Genomic DNA, 19495 nt, shown 5'->3' on the forward strand with positions numbered 1-19495 from the left:
AGGTGGCGGGGAAACTCGACACCTGCATGCGACGGGGCCTCCTGCCGAGGTCTGCATGTCTTCCCACGTTCTCCCCCCTCCTGTTGCCCCGGCCGAGCTGGCCGCGCCGTCCACGGTCGTGCACAAGTTCGGCGGCACTTCGGTGGCCGACGCCGAGCGCTACCGCCATGTCGGCAGCCTGCTGCGGGCCCGCCCCGAATCGCAGCAGGTCACCGTTGTCTCGGCCATGAAGGGCGTCACCGATGCGTTGATTGAACTGGCCCAGCTTGCGGCGCGGGGAGACGAGGGGTGGCGCGAGGCCTGGCATGCGTTGCGTGCCCGCCATCGTGGGGCCGCGGTGGCCCTGCTCGGCGAACAGGTGGGCGACACCGTGGAGTGGATCGATGCGCGTTTCGAGCAGCTGTCCGAAGTACTGGCCGCGCTGACCGTGATCGGCGAGTTGCCGCGTGAAGTGCTCGACCGCGTGCAGGGCCTGGGCGAGGTGTTCTCCGCGCAGCTGCTCGGTACGTACCTGCGCGCATGTGGCGAGGACTGCGCCGTCCTTGATGCACGCGACGTGCTCGTGGTCGGCCACGGCGAGCTGGGCGTGGATGTGGACTGGGAAGCCAGTGCCGACCGTCTGGCCAAGTGGCGCCTGCAGCATCCGCAGACGCGCGTGGTCGCCACCGGGTTCGTCGCCCGGGACCGCAACGACCGCATCACCACCCTCGGCCGCAACGGCAGTGACTACTCCGGCGCGATCTTCGCCGCGCTGTTCAATGCCGACGAGCTGCACATCTGGACCGATGTCGATGGTGTGTTGTCGGCTGACCCGCGCCTGGTGCCGGAGGCGGTGCAGCTGGAGTCGCTGAGCTACGACGAAGCCTGTGAGCTGGCGTACTTCGGCGCGAAAGTGGTGCACCCGCAGACGATGTCGCCGGCGATCCGGCTGGGGCTGCCGATCTTCATCCGCAACACCTTCCAGCCGGCCCATCCGGGTACGCGCATCAGCGCCGAGCGCTCGCCGCGCGGACCGGTGAAGGGGCTCACGCTGAGTCCCGACCTGGCCCTGCTGAATCTCGAGGGGACTGGCCTGATCGGTGTGCCCGGCACCGCCGAGCGCGTATTCGCAGCGTTGCGCCAGGCGCAGGTGTCGGTGGTGATGATCTCGCAGGGTTCTTCGGAGCACTCGATCTGCTGCGTGGTGCGGGCTGCCGAAGCGGGCCGTGGCCGCGGAGCATTGCTGCAGGCCTTTGCCCATGAACTGTCGGTCGGCCAGGTGCAGCGCGTGCAGGTCCACGAAGGGGTCAGCGTGCTGGCGGCGGTGGGCGATGGCATGGCGGGCCAGCCAGGTGTGGCTGCGCGCCTGTTCGAGGCGCTCGGCCGGGCGCAGGTCAATATCCTGGCGATCGCCCAGGGTTCCTCCGAGCGCAACATCTCGGTGGCCGTGGACAGCGCTGACGCGACGCGCGCGCTGCGCGCCGCCCACGCCGGATTCTGGTTGTCGCCGCAGACGTTCGCGGTGGGCGTGATCGGGCCGGGCAACGTCGGTGCCGCGCTGCTGGATCAGTTGCTGGCGGCGCGCCCGCAGCTGCTGGCCAAGGCCAATGTCGATCTGCGCCTGCGTGCACTGGCATCGCGTTCGCGGATGCGGCTGGAGGCCGATGGTCTGCATGCCGACTGGCGGCAGGCGCTGCAGGCGGGCGGTGAGGCCAGCGATCTCGACCGCTTCACCGAGCATCTGCTGGCCGCGCACCTGCCGCATGCGGTGGTGATCGACTGCAGTGGCAGCAGCGAGGTCGCCGAGCGCTATGCCGATTGGCTGGCCGCGGGCATCCATGTGGTCACCCCGAACAAACAGGCAGGCGCCGGCCCGCTGTCGCGCTACCAGCGGATCCGTGCGGCGGCGGCGGCCAGCGGCGCGCGCTTCCGCTATGAGGCGACGGTGGGCGCCGGCCTGCCGGTGATCACCACGCTGCGCGACCTGGTCGATACCGGCGACGAGGTGCTGGCCATCGAAGGCATTTTCTCGGGCACGCTGGCCTGGCTGTTCAACCGCTTCGACGGCAGCCAGCCGTTCTCCTCGCTGGTGGCGCAGGCGCGTTCGATGGGCTACACCGAGCCGGATCCCCGCGATGACCTGTCGGGCGTGGATGTCGCGCGCAAGCTGGTGATCCTGGCGCGCGAGGCCGGCCACGCACTCAGTCTTGAACAGGTGCAGGTGGAAAGCCTGGTGCCGGCGCTGCTTCGCGAAGGCAGCGTCGAGGACTTCATGGCCCGCCTGGGCGAGTCTGATGCATCACTGCAGCAACGCCTGCAGGACGCGCGCGAGCGCGGCGCAGTGCTGCGCTATGTGGCCAGGCTTGACGCGGACGGCGCGTCGGTGGGTCTGCACGAGCTGCCGGCGGCACACGCGTTCGCCAACCTGCGCCTGACCGACAACGTGGTGCAGTTCCGCACCCGCCGCTACTGTGAGAATCCGCTGGTGGTGCAGGGGCCCGGCGCGGGACCGGAGGTCACGGCTGCAGGCGTGTTTGCCGACCTGCTGCGGGTGGCGGCCGGTGAAGGGGCGCGCCTGTGATCGCACGTGCATTCGCACCGGCGTCGGTGGCCAATGTGGCAGTGGGGTTCGACATTCTGGGCCATGCCATCGCCGGTATCGGCGACACGGTCAGCGTGCGCCGCATCGATGAGCCTGTGGTGCGTATCGCGGCGATCCGTGGCAGTGCGGTCGAGCTTCCACTGGAGGCAGCGGGCAACACGGCTGGCGCGGCACTGCTGTCACTGCGCGAGGGCCTGGGCCTGGGCTACGGGTTCGAGCTGGAGATCGACAAGGGCATTCCGTTCGGCTCCGGCATGGGTGGCTCAGCGGCATCCTGCGTCGCGGCACTGGTTGCAGCCAACGCGCTGCTGGATGCGCCGCTGCCACGCGCCGCCCTGTATCCGCACGCGCTCGACGGCGAAGCGGTGGCCAGCGGCGGTCGCCATGGCGACAACGTCGGCCCCTTGCTGGCGGGCGGGCTGGCGCTGTGCACCGCCGACAGGGTGGTGTCGGTGCCGGTGCCTGCGTGCTGGCACAGCCTGCTGGTGCATCCGCATGCCGTGCTGGAAACGCGCAGGGCACGGCAGGCACTGCAGGGCAGTTATGAGCTGCGCGAGTTTGTCGCCCAGAGCGCGAATCTGGCCCTGGTCCTCAGCGGCTGCCATCGCGGCGATGCCACGCTGGTGCGCGCAGGCTTGCGCGATGTGCTGATCGAGCCGCGCCGCGCCGGCCTGATCGCTGGATTCGAGGCAGCGCGTGACGCCGCGCTGTCGGCGGGCGCAATGGGCGCGGGTATTTCCGGTGCCGGTCCCAGCGTGTTTGCCTGGTTCGAAGATGCGGTGCAGGCACAGGCTGCCGCAGGGCAGGTCCGCGCGGCATTTGCGGCTGCCGGCTTCGACAGTGACGCCTGGGTCTCGCCGCTGGACGCGGCGGGAGCACGACTGTGCTGACTTCTTTCCTCTCATTGGATACCGATCCCATGCAATTCGTTTCCACCCGCGGCCAGTCGCCGGCCGTCGGCCTGAGTGCCGCCATCGCCGCCGGCCTCGCCCCCGATGGGGGGCTGTATGTGCCCAGCGCCTTGCCTGCGCCGCATCATGTGCAGCAGGGCGAGACCCTCGCCGAAACCGCCGCCGATCTGCTGGCACCCTTCTTCGACGGCGACGCGCTGCAGGAGGCGCTGCCTTCGATCTGCCGTGAGGCGTTCGATTTTCCGGTGCCGTTACGTCCGCTTGGCGGTGGCGACTACGTCCTCGAGCTGTTCCATGGTCCCACTGCGGCCTTCAAGGACATCGGCGCACGTTTCCTGGCAGGCGCGCTGTCGAGGCTGCAGGCGGGCAAGGGACGCGACCTGACGATCGTCGTTGCCACGTCCGGTGATACCGGTGCCGCCGTGGCGGCGGCCTTCCATCGCCAACCGGGCGTGCGCGTGGTGGTGCTGTATCCGGATAGCCGGGTATCGCCGCGCCAGGCGCACCAGCTCGGCTGCTTCGGCGACAACATCCAGGCGCTGCGCGTGGCGGGTTCGTTCGACGACTGCCAGGCCATGGTCAAGCAGGCGCTGGCCGATCGGGCGTTGCAGGCGGACGTGCCGCTGAGTTCGGCCAACAGCATCAGCCTGGGGCGTCTTCTGCCACAGATGAGCTACTACGCGCATGCGGCACTGGCCCATCATGGGCAGCATCGGCGCCGGCTCAATCTGGTGGTGCCGACCGGCAACCTGGGCAACGCGATGGCTGCGGTGCTCGCACGCACGCTGGGGGTTCCCATCGGCCAGATCGTGCTGGCCACCAATGCCAATGATGTGCTGCCGAAGTACTTCGAGGGCGGCGCGTATCAGCCGCAGGCCAGTGTCGCCACGGTCGCCAATGCGATGGATGTGGGCGCGCCGAGCAACTTCGAGCGCCTGCGCTGGCTGTACGACGGCGACGATGCCGAACTGCGCGCAGCCTTCCGTGCTTTCGCGGTGGATGATGTGACCATCCGCGCCACCATCGCCAGTGCGCACGCCAGCGGGGGCGAGCTGTTCTGCCCGCATACCGCGACGGCAGTGAAGGTGCTGAAGGACCTCCGCGCGGGCGGGGCGAAGGGCGACTGGGCGGTGGTGGCAACCGCGCACCCGGCCAAGTTCGAGGCGGTGGTGGAGCCATTGATCGGCGAAGCAGTGCCGGTGCCTCCGGCGCTGGCGGCGCTGCTGCAGCGTCCCGCGCATGCGGAACCGCTGGCTGCCGACTATGCGGCGCTGCGCGAGGTGCTGCTGCGCTGACGCACAGGTGCCGGGCATGGCGCGGTGTCGTCTGAAGCAAGGGGCAGGGTGGGGCGCCCGGTACCACCGGGCGCAGGTCGCGGCGCGACGCTCAACCCTGGACGTCGCCCGCCAACTGGCGCAGCCCGTCCTCGTCGAGGATCTCCACGACGTTCAGGTGCGGCAGCGCGATCAGCGCCTGCTGACGCAGCTTGGTGAAGGTGCGGCTGACCGTCTCCATGGTCAGGCCGAGGTGGTCGGCGATGTCGCCGCGCCCCATCGGCAGCGAGACGCGCAGGCCGTCGCCGCCCAGCCGCGCCTCGCGCGCGGCCAGGCGCAGCAGGAAGTCAGCCAGCTTTTCCGCGGGCTGCAGCCGCGCCAGGGCGAGGGCCGCATCCTGCGCAGCGTCCAGCTCCTGGCAGGCACGTTGCAGCAGCTTGCGCTCCAGGTGCGGATAACGCCCGCGCAGCGCCTTCATCTGCGGCAGCGCGACGCGGCAGACCCGGCTGTCAGCGATCGCCTCGATGTCATAGCGGTGATGGTCGCTGCCGCTCAGGCCCAGGTAGTCGCCCGGCAGCACGAAGCCATTGATCTGGCGGCGGCCGTCGGCCAGCGTCCGCACCAGGCGCAGTGCGCCGGCGGTCAATGTATAGACATGCTGGCGCTCTTCGCCGGTGCGGGCGAGGGTGCTGCCCATCGTCACCGCCTGCGAGACGGTCACCTGTTCAAGTGCCTGCACTTCGTCAGGAGACAGCGCCGAACACACCGCCAGGTGGCGGACCGAGCAGTGCAGGCAGTCCAGCGTGGAGCAGGACTGCCCGGCGGTGTCGTTGTTGGCGGACGGGGCGCCGGAAGGCCGGGACATGGTGCGTGGGCGTATCGCGGGCGGGGAGGGCCTTATGATACTTCAAGCGGCTGCTCGACCCTGCGTCAGGCGGCCGCGCGCTCCAGGGCGCTAGAATGTCGCCCCCTCCCACGTCCCGTTCCAGCAGGAGTTGCTCCCGTGATCAAGCCCCGTACCCCGCCCGGCACCCTTGAGCTGCTGCCGCGCGAGCAGATTGCGTTCCAGCGCATGCTGGACGTCATTCGCCGCAACTACGAGCGCTTCGGGTTCCTGCCGGTGGAGACGCCGGTGTTCGAGCTGTCCGATGTGCTGCTGACCAAGTCCGGTGGCGAGACCGAGCGCCAGGTGTACTTCGTGCAGTCCACAGGTGCGCTGGCCAATGCCGCCGAGTCGGGTGACCGCTCGCTTCCGGAAATGGCCCTACGCTTCGACCTGACCGTGCCGCTGGCGCGCTATGTGGCTGAGCATGAGCACGAACTGACATTCCCGTTCCGGCGCTACCAGATGCAGCGGGTGTACCGTGGTGAGCGTGCCCAGCGCGGCCGCTTCCGCGAGTTCTACCAGTGCGACATCGACGTGATCGGCAAGGACAGCCTGAGCGTGCGGTACGACGCCGAAGTGCTGGCGGTGATCCACGCGGTGTTCTCGGAGCTGCGCATCGGAGACTTCAGCATCCAGTTGAACAACCGCAAGCTGATGCGTGGCTTCTTCGAAAGCCTGGGCGTGGCCGAGGGCGAGCGCCAGCTGGCGGTGCTGCGTGAAGTGGACAAGCTGGACAAGCGGGGCGCCGACTACGTGCGCGAGACGCTGGTGGGCGACGGGTTCGGCATTCCGGCCGGACCGGTCGAGAAGATCCTGGCATTCGTGGCCGTGCGTTCGCAGGGGCATGCCGATGCGCTGGCCCAGCTTTCGGCGCTGGAGGACGCTGCGGGGTCCTCGGAAACGCTGCGTGCCGGCGTTGCAGAGCTGCGCGAAGTGCTGCAGCTGGTGCAGGCGCTGGGTGTGCCGGAGAGTGCCTACTGCCTCAACTTCTCCATCGCCCGTGGCCTGGATTACTACACCGGCACCGTCTATGAGACCACGCTGACCGACCACCCGCAGATCGGTTCGATCTGCTCCGGCGGCCGCTATGAAGACCTGGCCAGCCACTACAGCAAGTCGAAGCTGCCCGGCGTCGGCATTTCGATCGGCCTGTCGCGCCTGTTCTGGCAGCTGCGTGAGGCGGGCCTGATCGACGGGATCGAGGCCAGCAGCGTGCAGGCGCTGGTGGCGCTGATGGACGAGCAGGGCATGGCGCAGTCACTGGATATCGCCCGCCGCCTGCGGGCCGGTGGCATCAACACCGAAGTGCAGATGGAGCCGAAGAAGATCGGCAAGCAGTTCCAGTACGCGGCCAAGGCGGGCATCCGCTTCGTGGCGCTCGCCGGCGAGGACGAACTGGCGCGCGGGGTGGTGGCGGTGAAGGATCTGCTCCGCGAGCAGCAGTTCGAGGTATCCCGCGAGGAGCTGGCCAGCACCCTGCAGGTGGAACTGGAGCAGTCGAAGGTGATGGTGTGAACTGACATTGCCGTGCCGCCGCTCTCCCGGTGGGGCGGCGCTGACCTGGATGACGCCCGCCTCTGGCGGGCGTTTTTCGTTTCCGGAACCTGAATGCTCGGGTGGAGGCGGTGGGGTGGTTTGACGCACTGCGCAAGAATGCGCTAATGTACTAGCGCGCTATTACATTGATGCAAGAGATCCGCCCCGTGAAAGCTCGCCCCGACATCGCCGCCAAAGACCCCCAGGCCGATCTGGAAGCCCTGGCCCAGGCGTTCGCGGCCCTGCAGGAGCCGGAGCAGGTCATAGCTTTCCTGCGTGACCTGTGTACTCCGGCCGAGCTGGAGGCCATGGCCGACCGCTGGAAAGTGGTGCCGCTGCTGCAGCAGGGGGTGCCATACCGCGAGATCCACGAGCGCACCGGGGTCAGCGTGACCACCACCGGACGGGTGGCGCGCTCGCTCGAGCATGGCCATCGAGGCTATGCCGCTGCCATCGACCGTCTGGCCTCGCGCTGATCCGCGCCCCGTACCGAACTTCGAGACCTTCCCATGAGTGCAACCCAGGCAGCCCCGGCACGAGACCGGCTGCGTATCGCCATCCAGAAGAGCGGGCGGCTTGCCGAGCCCGCCCGCAACCTGCTCAGTGCCTGCGGCTTGAGCTGGCGCGAAAGCCGCGACAAGCTGTTCTGCTACGGAGAATCGTTGCCGGTGGACCTGCTGCTGGTGCGCGACGACGACATTCCTGGCCTGATTGCCGACGGTGTCTGCGACCTGGGCATCGTCGGTCGCAACGAACTGGACGAGCAGGCCGCCGCGCGTCGCCAGATCGGCCTGCCGGATGCCTATCAGGCCCTGCGGGGGCTGGGTTTCGGCCAGTGCCGGCTGATGCTGGCGGTGCCGGAGGACTGGCAATGGCAGGGGCCGGCACAGCTGGCCGGCATGCGGATCGCCACCAGCTATCCCGCCATCCTCAAGGCATGGCTGGTTGAGCAGGGCGTGGACGCGCAGGTGGTGGAGCTGTCCGGTTCGGTTGAGATCGCCCCACGGCTGGGCACGGCCGACCTGATCTGCGATCTGGTGTCGAGTGGTGCCACCCTGCGTGCCAACCAGCTTGTGCCGGTGCACAACCTGCTGGACAGCGAGGCGGTGCTGGCCGGTGCGGTGCGCGTGCCCGATGACGCTCGAGCGGGCCTGCGCGCCATGCTGCTGCGCCGTCTCGATGGCGTGGTACAGAAGCAGGACCGCAAGCTGCTGATGTTCCGCGCCAGCGAAGACCGTGTTGATGCCCTGGCCCAGCTGCTGGCCGATGCCGGGCCGCTGGAGCGCCTGCCGGCTGACGGCGGCACGCTGCGGCTGCAGACCATGTGCCCCGGACCACTGAGCTGGCAGCGCATGGAAGAGCTTGAGCGTGCGGGCGCGCAGGGCCTGATGGTGTTGAGCGTGGAGCGGTCGCTGGCATGAATCGTCTGATCTGGTCGCAACTTGATGAGGCTGCGCGCAGCGCGGCACTGACCCGCCCGGTGCAGGCCGTGGCCCAGCAGACGCGCGATGCGGTCGCGACCCTGATCGCGCAGGTGCGCGCGCAGGGCGACGAGGCGCTGCGTGTGATCACCGCACGCTTTGACGGTGTGCAACTGCCGTCTTTTGAAGTGTCTGACGCCGAATTCGCGACTGCCGAAGCGGCGGTGCCAGGCGATCTGCGCCAGGCCATGGTGGAAGCGGCTGGGCGCATCGCGCGCTTCCACAGCGCAGGCATGGGCCAGGGCTATGCGGTGGAGACCGCGCCGGGCGTGGTCTGTGAACGCATGCTGCGGCCGATCGGCCGGGTCGGCCTGTATGTGCCGGCCGGCAGCGCACCGTTGCCGTCCACGGCGTTGATGCTGGGCGTGCCGGCGCAGCTGGCCGGGTGCCCGCAGGTGGTGCTGTGCACACCACCGCGCGCCGACGGCAGCGCCGATCCGGCGGTGCTGGTGGCTGCCCGGCTGACCGGCGTGCAACGCGTTTTCAAGCTGGGCGGCGCGCAGGCGATCGCTGCGATGGCCTATGGCACCGCCAGCGTTCCGGCCTGCGACAAACTGTTCGGGCCCGGCAACAGCTTCGTCACCGAAGCCAAGCAGCAGGTCGCGCAGAACGGTGCAGCGGCGATCGACATGCCTGCAGGGCCGTCGGAAGTTCTGGTGATTGCCGATGCCGGTGCCAATCCGGCGTTTGTGGCTGCCGATCTGCTGTCGCAGGCCGAACACGGCCCCGATTCGCAGGTGCTGCTGCTGACCGATGATGCCGCGATGCTGGCCGCGGTCGAGGCCGAAGTGGAACGCCAGGTCGCGCTGCTGCCGCGGCAGGATATCGCCCGCCAGGCGCTTTCGGCGTCGCGCCTGATCCTGGTCGACACGCTGGCCGATGCCTTCGCGATCAGCAACCGCTACGCCCCTGAGCACCTGATCCTGGCCCTGCGCGAACCACGCGGCTGGCTTGATCGGGTGCAGGCTGCAGGCTCGGTGTTCCTGGGTGATTACACCCCCGAGGCATTGGGCGACTACTGCAGTGGTACCAACCATGTGCTGCCCACCGCAGGCGCCGCACGTGCGTACAGTGGTGTCAGCGTGGCCAGCTTCCAGAACTTCATCAGCGTGCAGAGTGCCAGCGCCGCCGGGTTGGCGGCGATCGGCGGCTGCGCGCGCACCCTTGCCAGCGCCGAAGGGCTGGACGCGCACGAGCGCGCCGTTGCCCTGCGCATGGAGGTGGCTGCATGAATGCCGGGATCGACGAGGTACTGGCGCTGGTGCGCCCCGACCTGCAGGCCTTTGCAGGTTACAGCTCGGCGCGCAGTGCGGCAGTGCAGGGCGATGTCTGGCTGAACGCCAACGAATCGGCCTGGGCCAACCCCGCGGACGCCGAGGGCCACAGCCGGCGCTATCCAGAGCCCCAGCCACAGGCGTTGCGCGATGGACTGGCTTCGCTGTACGGCGTGCAGCCGCAACAGGTGCTGGTTGGGCGTGGCAGCGATGAAGCCATCGACCTGCTGGTGCGTGCGCTGTGCGTGCCGGGGCGCGATGGTGTGCTGGTCACGCCGCCGGTGTTCGGTATGTATGCAGTCTGTGCACGGCTGCAGGGCGCGCCTCTGATCGAAGTGCCCCTGGTCGATGCCGTCGACGGCCTGCACGCCGACCTGGATGCGGTGATCGAATCGGCCAGAGCACGCAATGCGAAGCTGGTGTTTCTGTGCGCGCCCTCCAATCCGGCCGGCAGCGATATCGCCCTGGCCGACATCGAGCGTGTGGCCGAAGCCTTGCGCGGTCGGGCGCTTGTCGTGGTCGATGAAGCCTATGTCGAGTACGCGCAGCGTCCTTCGGCGACCTCCCTGCTTGCCACGCACGCCAATGTGGCAGTGCTGCGTACGCTTTCAAAGGCCCATGCGCTGGCGGCGGCACGGATCGGAACGTTGATCGCCGCAGCGGAACTGATCGCGGTGCTGCGTCGCTGCCAGGCACCGTATCCGGTGCCAACGCCGTGCGCGGAACTGGCGGTGCAGGCGCTGCAGCCGGCGGCGCTGGCACGCACACGCGAGCGCGTGGCCACCGTGATCGCCGAACGCGAGCGCCTGCGCACTGCGCTGCAGGGCCTGCCTGGCGTACGCCAGGTCCATGCGTCCGCAGGCAACTACCTGCTGGTGCGCTTTGCCGATGCCCAGGGCGCGTTCGATGCGTTGCTGGCGGCCGGCGTGGTGGTGCGCGACCAGCGTGCAGCCCCGCAGCTGGAGGATGCGCTGCGGATCAGCATCGGCAGCCCCGAAGAGAATGACCGCGTGCTTGCGGCCCTGTCGGCCCGGAGGGCCGTTGCATGACCCCGATCCTGTTCATCGACCGCGACGGTACCCTCATCGAGGAACCTTCCGACTTCCAGATCGACGCCTACGAGAAGCTGCGCTTCGTGCCGCAGGTGATTCCGGCACTGCTGAAGCTGCGTGATGCCGGCTACCAGTTCGTCATCGTCACCAACCAGGATGGCCTCGGCAGCGAGGGCTATCCGCGCGCCAGCTTCGACGGACCGAACGATCTGATGCTGCAGATCTTCGAAAGCCAGGGCATCGTGTTTCGTGACGTGCTGATCGACTGCAGCTGGCCGCAGGACAATGCCCCGACCCGAAAGCCCGGCATCGGCCTGATGACGGCCTACCTGCAGGACCGCAGCATCGACTGGGCACGCTCGGCGATGGTCGGCGACCGCATCACCGACCTGCAGTTCGCCGACAACCTCAACATCCGTGGCTTCCAGTTGCGCACGGAGCAGTTCGGCGGTGACTGGGACTGGCCGGGCATCGCCCACGCACTGGCCGATGCGCCGCGCACGGCCGTGGTCCAGCGCAACACGAAGGAAACGAAGATCCGCGTCGAGCTGGATCTGGATCGCGCCGGTGACGCCAACATCCGCACCGGGTTGCCGTTCTTCGATCACATGCTGGAACAGATCGGCAAGCACGGTGGTTTTGCGCTGGACATCCGCGCCGAGGGCGACCTGCACATCGACGAGCATCACACCATCGAGGACACAGGGCTGGCGCTGGGCCAGGCGCTGCGCGAAGCCTTGGGTGACAAGCGCGGCATCGGCCGCTACGGGTTCACCCTGCCGATGGACGAGACCCTGGCCAGCGCAGCGCTGGACTTCAGTGGCCGGCCCTATTTCGTCTTCGAGGGCGAGTTCAAGCGTGAGCGCGTTGGCGACATGCCGACCGAACTGGTGCCGCATTTCTTCCGCTCGCTGTGCGATGCAAGTGGATTGAACCTCAATCTGCAGGTGCGCGGTGACAATGACCACCACAAGGTGGAGGCCTGTTTCAAGGCGCTGGCCCGCGCGCTGCGCCCGGCACTGGCGCGCCAGGGCACGGCGCTGCCCTCGACCAAGGGGGCCCTGTGAGCGAAGTCGCGCTGATCGATGCCGGCGGCGCCAATCTGGGTTCCGTGCGCTATGCACTGGAACGGCTGGGGGCCAGTGTCCGCCTGGTACGCGACGCAGAGGGGCTGGCGGGCGCACGGCGGGTGATCCTGCCCGGCGTCGGTGCGGCAGGGCCGGGCATGCAGCGCCTGCACGCGCAGGGACTGGTGGAGCCGTTGCGACGGATCGAGGTGCCGTTGATGGGCATCTGCCTGGGCATGCAGCTGCTGTTCGAGCGCTCGGAAGAAGCCGGCGTGGAAGCGCTCGGCCTGATTCCCGGGGTGGTGCGCAAGCTGGTACCGGCGTGCGGCATCCGCGTGCCGCACATGGGCTGGAACCGCCTGCTGCCACTGCGGTCCTCGCTGCTGCTGCGCGATGTGCCTGATCGCGCAAGCGCCTACTTCGTGCACAGCTATGCGGCGCCATTGAACAGCCACACGGTGGCCGCCTGCGATCACGGCGGCCTGTTCACTGCCGTGGTGGAGCAGGGGCGCTACTTCGGTGCGCAGTTCCATCCCGAACGCTCCGGCGATACCGGATCGCTGATGTTGCGCAACTTCCTCGAGGGCACCGCTGCATGAGTTTCACCGTCTACCCCGCACTGGATATCCGCGAAGGCCGTGTGGTGCGGCTGCGGCAGGGCGATTACGCGCAGGAAACGCACTACGGCGACGATCCCCTGCCGCGCGCGCAGGCATTCGCCGCGCAGGGCGCGCGTTGGATGCATCTGGTCGATCTGGACGCAGCCCGTGCCGGTGGCTACACGCTGGCCCCGCTGCTGGCGGCGGTTCGCACGCAGACGACGTTGCAGGTGCAGACCGGCGGCGGTGTGCGTGGGCGTGATGATGTGGCGCGCATTCTCGATGCGGGCGCGAGCCGGGTGGTGGTAGGGTCGCTGGCAGTGCGCAGGCCCGATGAAGTGGTCGGCTGGCTGCAGGCGTTCGGTGCCGATCACATCACCATCGCGCTGGATGCACGCCAGGACCCTCAGGGCCAGTGGCAGCTGCCGGTGCATGGCTGGACCGAGAACGCGGGCGTGACCCTGGATGACCTTGCGCTGCGGTATGCACGGGCGGGCATGCGCCACCTGTTGTGTACCGATATCGCCCGCGACGGCATGCTGGCCGGGCCGAACATCGGCCTGTACCAGCACCTGGTGTCGCTGCTGCCGGGCGTGCAGGTGCAGGCCTCCGGTGGCATCCGCGATGTGGCCGACGTGGCCGATGCGCGTGCTGCCGGCTGTGGCGGCGCCATCCTTGGCAAGGCGCTGCTGGAACAGCGCATGGACCTGGCGGAGGCGCTGGCATGCTGAGTCGCCGCATCATTCCCTGCCTGGACGTGCGCGAAGGACGGGTGGTCAAGGGGGTGCGCTTCCGTGACCACGTGGACATGGGGGATATCGCCGAGCTGGCGCAGCGTTACCGCGACCAGGGGGCCGATGAGCTGGTGTTCTACGACATCGGCGCCAGCCCCGAGGCGCGTTCGGTCGATGTGGCCTGGGTCGAGCGCATCGCACGGCTGATCGATATCCCGTTCTGCGTAGCCGGTGGCATCGACAGCGTGGAAACCGCACGGCGGGTGCTGTTTGCCGGTGCCGACAAGATCTCGATCAATTCGCCGGCACTGGGCCGTCCCGCACTGATCGACGAGCTGGCTGCCGAGTTCGGCGTGCAGTGCGTGGTGGTCGGCGTCGACTCGGTGCGCGAGGCCGATGGCGAATGGCGGGTGCGCCGCTTCAGCGGCGACCCGGACAAGACCCGGGCGGTACCCATACGGACGCTGGATTGGATCGTCGAGGCACAGCGCCGCGGCGCAGGCGAGATCGTGCTGAACTGCATGGACAGCGATGGGGTGCGCCGCGGCTACGATGTGGCCCAGCTGCAGCAGGCGCGTGCGTTGTGCCAGGTGCCGCTGATCGCGTCGGGCGGTGCGGGCACGATGGAGCATTTCGCCGAGGCCTTCGACCGCTCCGACGTGGATGGTGCGCTGGCCGCCAGCGTGTTCCACAGCGGCGCCATCGCCATTGCAGACCTGAAGCGCTACCTGCGCGAACAGCAGATCGAGGTACGGGATGTCTATTGAGGTGCGACCGTCGCTGGAGGCCCTGCAGGGGCTGGACTGGAGCAAGGGGGACGGCCTGCTGCCCGCGGTGGTGCAGGACGCCGATACCCTGCAGGTGCTGATGCTGGGTTACGTCAGCGCGGAGTCGCTGGCCGCGACGCTTGCCGTCGGGCACATGACCTTCTACAGCCGCAGCAGGCAGCGCCTGTGGACCAAGGGCGAGCAGTCCGGCAACGTGCTGGCGGTGCAGTCCATCAGCGTGGACTGCGATGCCGATACGCTGCTGGTGCTGGCCCGCCCGGCAGGACCGACCTGCCACACCGGTGCGGAGAGCTGCTTCGACCAGGCGCCGAAGGATTTCCTGGGCGGGCTGGGGCAACTGGTGGCCCTGCGTGAAGCCCAGCGTCCACCCGGCAGTTACACCACCCGCCTGTTCGAGGACGGCATCCGCCGTATCGCGCAGAAGGTGGGCGAGGAGGGCGTGGAAACCGCTCTGGCCGCGGTCGCACAGGATGACGCGGCGCTGCTGGGCGAGGCTTCGGACCTGCTGTACCACCTGCTGGTGCTGCTGCGCGCACGCGGCCTGTCGCTTGACGACGCCCGGCGGGTGCTGGAAATGCGCCATCGTTGATGGCTGCATGTGGCCTGCGGTCCGCACGCGCTTTCGGCGCCGGCGCCGGCCCGGCTGCATCCGGGCGGCAGACAGCCATGGCTCCGCTCTACAATAGGTAGTCTTCTTCTTTGCCGGATTGCCCATGAAATCGCCCGCTGCGTGGCTGTGCTGCCTGTTGCTGACCTCGCCGGCCTGGGCTGCGGATGCGGTTGTCAGCGGCAAGGTCTACCTGGAACGCGACGGCAGGCCCGGCCGTGGTGCGACCGACCCGGGCCTGGCCGGGGTGCAGGTGTCCAACGGCGAGCGCATCGTGAAGACCGCAGCCGATGGCAGCTACAGCCTGCCCGTGCGCGAGGGCCAGACGGTGTTCGTGATCAAGCCGGATGCGTACGCGTTCCCGAAGGCGAGCGACGGGCTCCCGTCATTCTGGCGTCATTTCCAGCCCAACGGCTCGCCTGCACTGAAGTACGGTGGCATCGCCGCAACCGGCGACGCCACCCGCAACTGGGACTTCGCGCTGCAGACGGATCGTCATGACAACCGGCGTGGTTTCCAGATGCTGGTGTTCACTGATTCACAGACCGCAAGCCTCAAGGACATCGGCTACTACCAGCAGTCCATCGTGGCGCCGCTGGTCGGCCAGACCCGGGCGCGGCTTGGCACGACGCTCGGCGATATCGTCAATGATGACCTGACGCTGTATCCGGCCATCAACAAGGTCACCACGCAGCTGGGCGTGCCGTGGTTCCATGTGCCGGGCAACCACGATCTCGATTTCGATGCCGCCGTCGACGAGCATTCGCTGGACAGCTGGCGCAACGTCTACGGCCCGGACACGTACGCCGTGGAGGAGGGCGGTGCCAGCTTCGTGTTCCTCGATGATGTGGTGTACGACCCGAAGGCGAGGCCGAGCTACGTCGGTGGCCTGCGCGAGGATCAGTTCGCGTTCCTTGCCGCCTACCTCAAGGGTCTGCATCGCGACCGCCTGCTGGTGCTGGGCATGCACATTCCGCTGTTCGATGCAGCGCCGGGTCGTGAGAGCTTCCGGCACGCCGACCGGCAGCGCCTGTTCGACCTGCTCAAGGACTTCCGCAACGTGCTGGTCCTGAGCGGCCACAGCCACACCCAGCAGCATGTCTACCATGGCAAGGCCGAGGGCTGGCACGGCGAAAAACCGCTGCACGAGTACAACGTCGGTGCCAACTGCGGCGCGTTCTGGTCCGGTGTGAAAGATGCTGCCGGTGTGCCGGACAGCACCATGAGCGACGGCACGCCAAAGGGCTACGCGTTGCTGGATGTGGCTGGCAACGGCAGCTATCGCCTGCAGTATCGTGTGGCCGGCGCGCCAGCCAGCGAACAGATCGGCCTGCATGCGCCGAAGGTGCTGCGCCAGGGCGCGTATCCGGCGTGGGGCGTTTACGCCAACGTGTACATGGGTGAGGACGCGAGCGTGGTCGAGTACCGCGTGGACGGTGGGGCATGGCAGCCGATGAAGCAGGTCCGCCAGCCCGACCCGCGGCTGCTGGTGGAGAATGCGGCGGACGACCTGTCCAGCGTGCTGCGCGGTTACGATCGCTCGCCGGAGGCCACCGCTTCGCCGCATCTGTGGCGCGGCGCGCTGCCCACCCACCTGGCCGTGGGCGACCACAGGATCGACGTGCGTTCGACCCAGCCGGATGGTGCGGTATTCACCGCCACCACCCGTTATAGTCTGCAGACCGCAGAGCCCTGATCTGCAGGTGCCGCCGCGCGCTGCGTCCGGGCTGCCGCCACCCGGGCGCTGCGGACAGGGCCCTGGCAGGGCCGGCATGCCGGCGCGGCGCCGCGCTAGGCAAAGCGACCCTGATGCCTGAGAATCGGTGCGATTCAATCGATTCAAGCAGGCCAGAGTGACCATCGCAGCAGTGCCCCCGGTTTCCACCGACTCCCCCCGCGGCGGTCTTCCGCGAAGCCTGGTCGTCGCCGATGTCGGCGGTACCTTTGCCCGTCTGGCGCTGGCTGAAACGCTGCCCGGGCAGGCGCCACGGCTTGGACGTCATCGCACCTACGCGTGTGCCGATCATTCCAGCCTGGCGGCGATTCTGGCCGACTTCACCCGGAGCCTCGCACTGCCGGTGCGGTCGGCGGTGGTCGCCATCGCCGGCCTGCTCGATGGCGATGTGCTGATCAATGCCAATCTGCCGTGGACGGTTTCGTTGTCCGCCACCCGCGCACAGTCCGGTCTGGGCGATCTGCAGCTGATCAATGATTTCGAGGCGGTGGCACTGGCCATTCCCTACCTGCAGGCCGACACCCTGGTTCCATTGAACGGCGATGCCGACCCGGCGATGGCGTTCCCGGCGCTGGTGCTGGGGGCCGGTACCGGCCTGGGCGCGGCGCTGCGCTTCGCCGATGGCGGGCGTCCGGTGCTGCCCAGCGAGATCGGCCACGCTGCCCTGGGGGCCGGCAACGCGCTGGAGCTGGAGGTGCTGGGCAGGCTGCTGCAGCGGTGGCCACATGTGGACAACGAGCGTGTGCTGTCCGGCAGCGGTCTGATGAATCTGTATCCGTGCCTGTGCGAGCTGCGTGGCGTCACTCCGGTGTGGTCCAGCACCGAAGCGCTGATCGGCGCCGCACGCAGCGGCGAAGACGCACTTGCAGTGGAGACGCTGCAGGTGTTCTGCGCCTGGCTGGGCAGCCTGGCCGGCGATGCCGCCATCGCCGTGGGGGCCCGCTCGGTGTACCTGGCGGGCGGCATTTCCACCCACGTGCAGGATTTCCTTGCCGATGGCCGCTTCCGCGAGCGCTTCCTCAACAAGGGCGTGCTGGCCGACGTGCTGCGGCAGGTGCCGGTATGGCGGGTGGAACATGGCCAACTGGGCGTGCTGGGCGCCGCCGTCTGGCACGCGGCGCGGTACCCCGTACACGATTGATCGGTGCTGCCGGCATCGGGCCGGCGACACGTTGCAGACTGGGAGGCAACATGGTGGATCGCAGGCAGTTCCTGCAGGCCGGAGCGCTGGCGGCAGGCATGGCCGCCCTGCCGGGCGTACAGGCACGTGTGCAGGGCGGAGCGAAGGTGGTCTCGACCTGGGACTTCGGTGTGCCGGCCAACCAGGCGGCATGGAAGGTCCTGGCGCAGGGCGGCAGTGCCCTGGACGCAGTGGAGGCCGGCGCACGCTGGGCCGAGAGCGAGCTGTGCAATCCCACCGTGGGCCATTGCGGCAATCCGGATCGGGACGGCGTGCTGAGCCTGGACGCGAGCATCATGGACGGCGGTGGCCGCTGCGGTGCGGTGGCCGCGCTGGTCGACATCCCGCACCCGGTGTCGGTGGCCCGCAAAGTGATGGAAAACAGCCCGCACGTGTTGCTGGTGGGTGAAGGGGCGCAGCAGTTCGCCGTGCAGCAGGGCTTCGAGCGCAGGCGTCTGCTGACGCCGCAGGCCGAAGCGGCCTGGCGCGAGTGGTTGAAGACCGAGAAGTACCAGCCCCAGATCAACGCCGAGCGACGTGGCCTTCCCGGCAACAGCGACAACCACGACACCATCGGCATGCTGGCGCTGGATGCCCGGGGCCATCTCGCCGGTGCCTGCACCACCAGCGGCATGGCCTGGAAACTGCACGGCCGGGTCGGCGACAGTCCGATCATCGGCGCCGGCCTGTACGTCGACAACGAGGTCGGTGCCGCCACCGCATCGGGCGTGGGCGAAGAGATGATCCGCAATGCGGCCTCGTTCCTGGTGGTCGAGCTGATGCGCCAGGGTCGAACGCCCGCCCAGGCCTGCCGTGAGGCGATCGACCGCGTGGTACGCAAGCGTCCCGAGGCAAGCAGGACCCTGCAGGTGTGCTTCCTGGCCATGAACAAGCAGGGCGAGGTGGGCGCCTATGCGCTGCATCGCGGTTTCGTCTATGCCGTCTGCGATGCGCAGCGCCAGGACGACCTGCGCGATTCACCGTCGATCTACACGAGCACACAGGCGTGAGCACGCGGCTCACCCTGGAGATCGCCAGCAACTCGCTGGCTTCGGCGTTGGCCGCGCAGGCCGGTGGTGCCGACCGCATCGAACTGTTCGACAACCTTGCCGAGGGCGGCACCACACCGTCGTTCGCCAGCATCGCCATGGCCCGCGAACGCCTGTCGATTCCGCTGTTCGTGCTGGTGCGGCCGCGGCCGGGTGATTTCCACTACGACGCCCTGGAGGCCGAGCTGATGCTGCGCGATATCGCACAGTGCCGTGCGCTGGGCTGCGATGGCGTGGTGATCGGTGCGTTGGACCGGCAGGGCGATATCGATCTGCCCCTGTGCCGCGCGCTCATCCAGGCGGCGGGTCCGCTGCAGGTGACGTTCCACCGTGCCTTCGACGCCGCGCGTGACCTTCCGGCGGCGTTGGAGCAGGTGATCGCTCTGGGGTGCAGCCGTGTATTGACGTCCGGGGGACAGGCCAGCGCGGCTGCCGGTGTCGACGTGCTGGAAGGCCTGGTCGCCCGGGCGGCGGGGCGCATCAGCGTGATGGCGGGTGCTGGCCTGGACCCGGCCAACATCGCTGCGGTGGCGCGGCACAGCGGCTGCGTTGAGCTGCACGCGTCGGCCAAGCGCCGCCGGCACTCGGCCATGCAGTTCCACAACCCGGCACTGCGCGGGCTGGACCCGCACTGGGATCAGACCGATGCCGCAATCGTGGCGGGGCTGCGGCGGGCGCTGGACGGCGATCTGTCCTGATACCGGGCGAAGTCGGTTCCGCGCGGGTCTGCCGCTCGCGTGT

At 68.6% G+C, this 19495-nt stretch carries 18 protein-coding genes; 17 read left to right on the forward strand and 1 reads right to left on the reverse strand.

Annotated features, from left to right (window positions below):
- The first annotated feature begins 55 nt into the window (after positions 1 to 55).
- From thrA to thrC, 3 genes are read left to right on the forward strand one after another with little or no spacing between them, the layout of a single operon-like run.
- Positions 56 to 2560, forward strand: coding sequence for a bifunctional aspartate kinase/homoserine dehydrogenase I (thrA, locus tag ACVOMM_RS13580; RefSeq protein ID WP_180875951.1), 2505 nt, complete (start codon positions 56 to 58; stop codon positions 2558 to 2560).
- On the forward strand, positions 2557 to 3471 hold the full coding sequence (locus ACVOMM_RS13585; protein WP_180875952.1) for a homoserine kinase: 915 nt from the start codon (positions 2557 to 2559) through the stop codon (positions 3469 to 3471). The genes thrA and ACVOMM_RS13585 overlap by 4 nt, the downstream gene beginning before the upstream one ends.
- 29 nt (positions 3472 to 3500) lie before the next feature.
- Positions 3501 to 4787, forward strand: coding sequence for a threonine synthase (gene thrC, locus ACVOMM_RS13590; RefSeq protein ID WP_459061950.1), 1287 nt, complete (start codon positions 3501 to 3503; stop codon positions 4785 to 4787).
- A gap of 91 nt (positions 4788 to 4878) precedes the next feature.
- Here thrC and ACVOMM_RS13595 read toward each other — a convergent pair whose 3' ends face one another.
- Positions 4879 to 5631 (reverse strand): Crp/Fnr family transcriptional regulator, encoded by a 753-nt coding sequence (locus ACVOMM_RS13595; protein WP_053516731.1) that lies wholly within the window; start codon positions 5629 to 5631, stop codon positions 4879 to 4881.
- 138 nt (positions 5632 to 5769) lie between these two features.
- Here ACVOMM_RS13595 and hisS point away from each other — a divergent pair, with 138 nt between their 5' ends.
- From hisS to ACVOMM_RS13665, 14 genes are all read left to right on the forward strand, one after another.
- Positions 5770 to 7167, forward strand: coding sequence for a histidine--tRNA ligase (gene hisS, locus ACVOMM_RS13600; RefSeq protein WP_481526360.1), 1398 nt, complete (start codon positions 5770 to 5772; stop codon positions 7165 to 7167).
- A gap of 188 nt (positions 7168 to 7355) precedes the next feature.
- Complete coding sequence (locus tag ACVOMM_RS13605) at positions 7356 to 7664, forward strand: YerC/YecD family TrpR-related protein (RefSeq protein WP_481526361.1); 309 nt, start codon at positions 7356 to 7358, stop codon at positions 7662 to 7664.
- Positions 7665 to 7697: 33 nt separating this feature from the next.
- Positions 7698 to 8609, forward strand: a complete 912-nt coding sequence (hisG, locus tag ACVOMM_RS13610) for an ATP phosphoribosyltransferase (protein ID WP_053516728.1) — start codon at positions 7698 to 7700, stop codon at positions 8607 to 8609.
- Complete coding sequence (gene hisD, locus ACVOMM_RS13615; RefSeq protein WP_065175580.1) at positions 8606 to 9901, forward strand: histidinol dehydrogenase; 1296 nt, start codon at positions 8606 to 8608, stop codon at positions 9899 to 9901. Before hisG ends, hisD begins: the two co-directional genes overlap by 4 nt.
- Positions 9898 to 10992, forward strand: coding sequence for a histidinol-phosphate transaminase (gene hisC / locus ACVOMM_RS13620; protein ID WP_481526362.1), 1095 nt, complete (start codon positions 9898 to 9900; stop codon positions 10990 to 10992). The genes hisD and hisC overlap by 4 nt, the downstream gene beginning before the upstream one ends.
- Positions 10989 to 12062, forward strand: a complete 1074-nt coding sequence (gene hisB / locus ACVOMM_RS13625; RefSeq protein ID WP_283219089.1) for a bifunctional histidinol-phosphatase/imidazoleglycerol-phosphate dehydratase HisB — start codon at positions 10989 to 10991, stop codon at positions 12060 to 12062. The genes hisC and hisB overlap by 4 nt, the downstream gene beginning before the upstream one ends.
- Entirely contained in the window at positions 12059 to 12661 is a 603-nt protein-coding gene (hisH, locus tag ACVOMM_RS13630) for an imidazole glycerol phosphate synthase subunit HisH (RefSeq protein WP_053516724.1), read from the forward strand. The genes hisB and hisH overlap by 4 nt, the downstream gene beginning before the upstream one ends.
- On the forward strand, positions 12658 to 13392 hold the full coding sequence (gene hisA, locus ACVOMM_RS13635) for a 1-(5-phosphoribosyl)-5-[(5-phosphoribosylamino)methylideneamino]imidazole-4-carboxamide isomerase (protein ID WP_053516723.1): 735 nt from the start codon (positions 12658 to 12660) through the stop codon (positions 13390 to 13392). Before hisH ends, hisA begins: the two co-directional genes overlap by 4 nt.
- A complete protein-coding gene (gene hisF / locus ACVOMM_RS13640; protein WP_481526363.1) occupies positions 13386 to 14162 on the forward strand; it encodes an imidazole glycerol phosphate synthase subunit HisF in 777 nt (258 codons plus the stop codon). Before hisA ends, hisF begins: the two co-directional genes overlap by 7 nt.
- Positions 14152 to 14772 (forward strand): bifunctional phosphoribosyl-AMP cyclohydrolase/phosphoribosyl-ATP diphosphatase HisIE, encoded by a 621-nt coding sequence (gene hisIE, locus ACVOMM_RS13645; RefSeq protein ID WP_461289056.1) that lies wholly within the window; start codon positions 14152 to 14154, stop codon positions 14770 to 14772. The genes hisF and hisIE overlap by 11 nt, the downstream gene beginning before the upstream one ends.
- A gap of 124 nt (positions 14773 to 14896) precedes the next feature.
- Complete coding sequence (locus ACVOMM_RS13650; protein WP_253118761.1) at positions 14897 to 16486, forward strand: calcineurin-like phosphoesterase C-terminal domain-containing protein; 1590 nt, start codon at positions 14897 to 14899, stop codon at positions 16484 to 16486.
- A 157-nt stretch (positions 16487 to 16643) separates the two neighbouring features.
- The gene (locus ACVOMM_RS13655; protein ID WP_197600508.1) at positions 16644 to 17666 is read left to right on the forward strand and encodes a glucokinase; all 1023 of its coding nucleotides are present in this window, start codon (positions 16644 to 16646) and stop codon (positions 17664 to 17666) included.
- 50 nt (positions 17667 to 17716) lie between these two features.
- Positions 17717 to 18715, forward strand: a complete 999-nt coding sequence (locus tag ACVOMM_RS13660) for a glycosylasparaginase (protein WP_481526364.1) — start codon at positions 17717 to 17719, stop codon at positions 18713 to 18715.
- Positions 18712 to 19452: a copper homeostasis protein CutC gene (locus tag ACVOMM_RS13665; RefSeq protein ID WP_065182698.1), complete on the forward strand. Its 741-nt coding sequence runs from the start codon at positions 18712 to 18714 to the stop codon at positions 19450 to 19452. Before ACVOMM_RS13660 ends, ACVOMM_RS13665 begins: the two co-directional genes overlap by 4 nt.
- Positions 19453 to 19495 lie beyond the last annotated feature (43 nt).

Source organism: Stenotrophomonas sp. STEN009 (genome assembly GCF_056760395.1).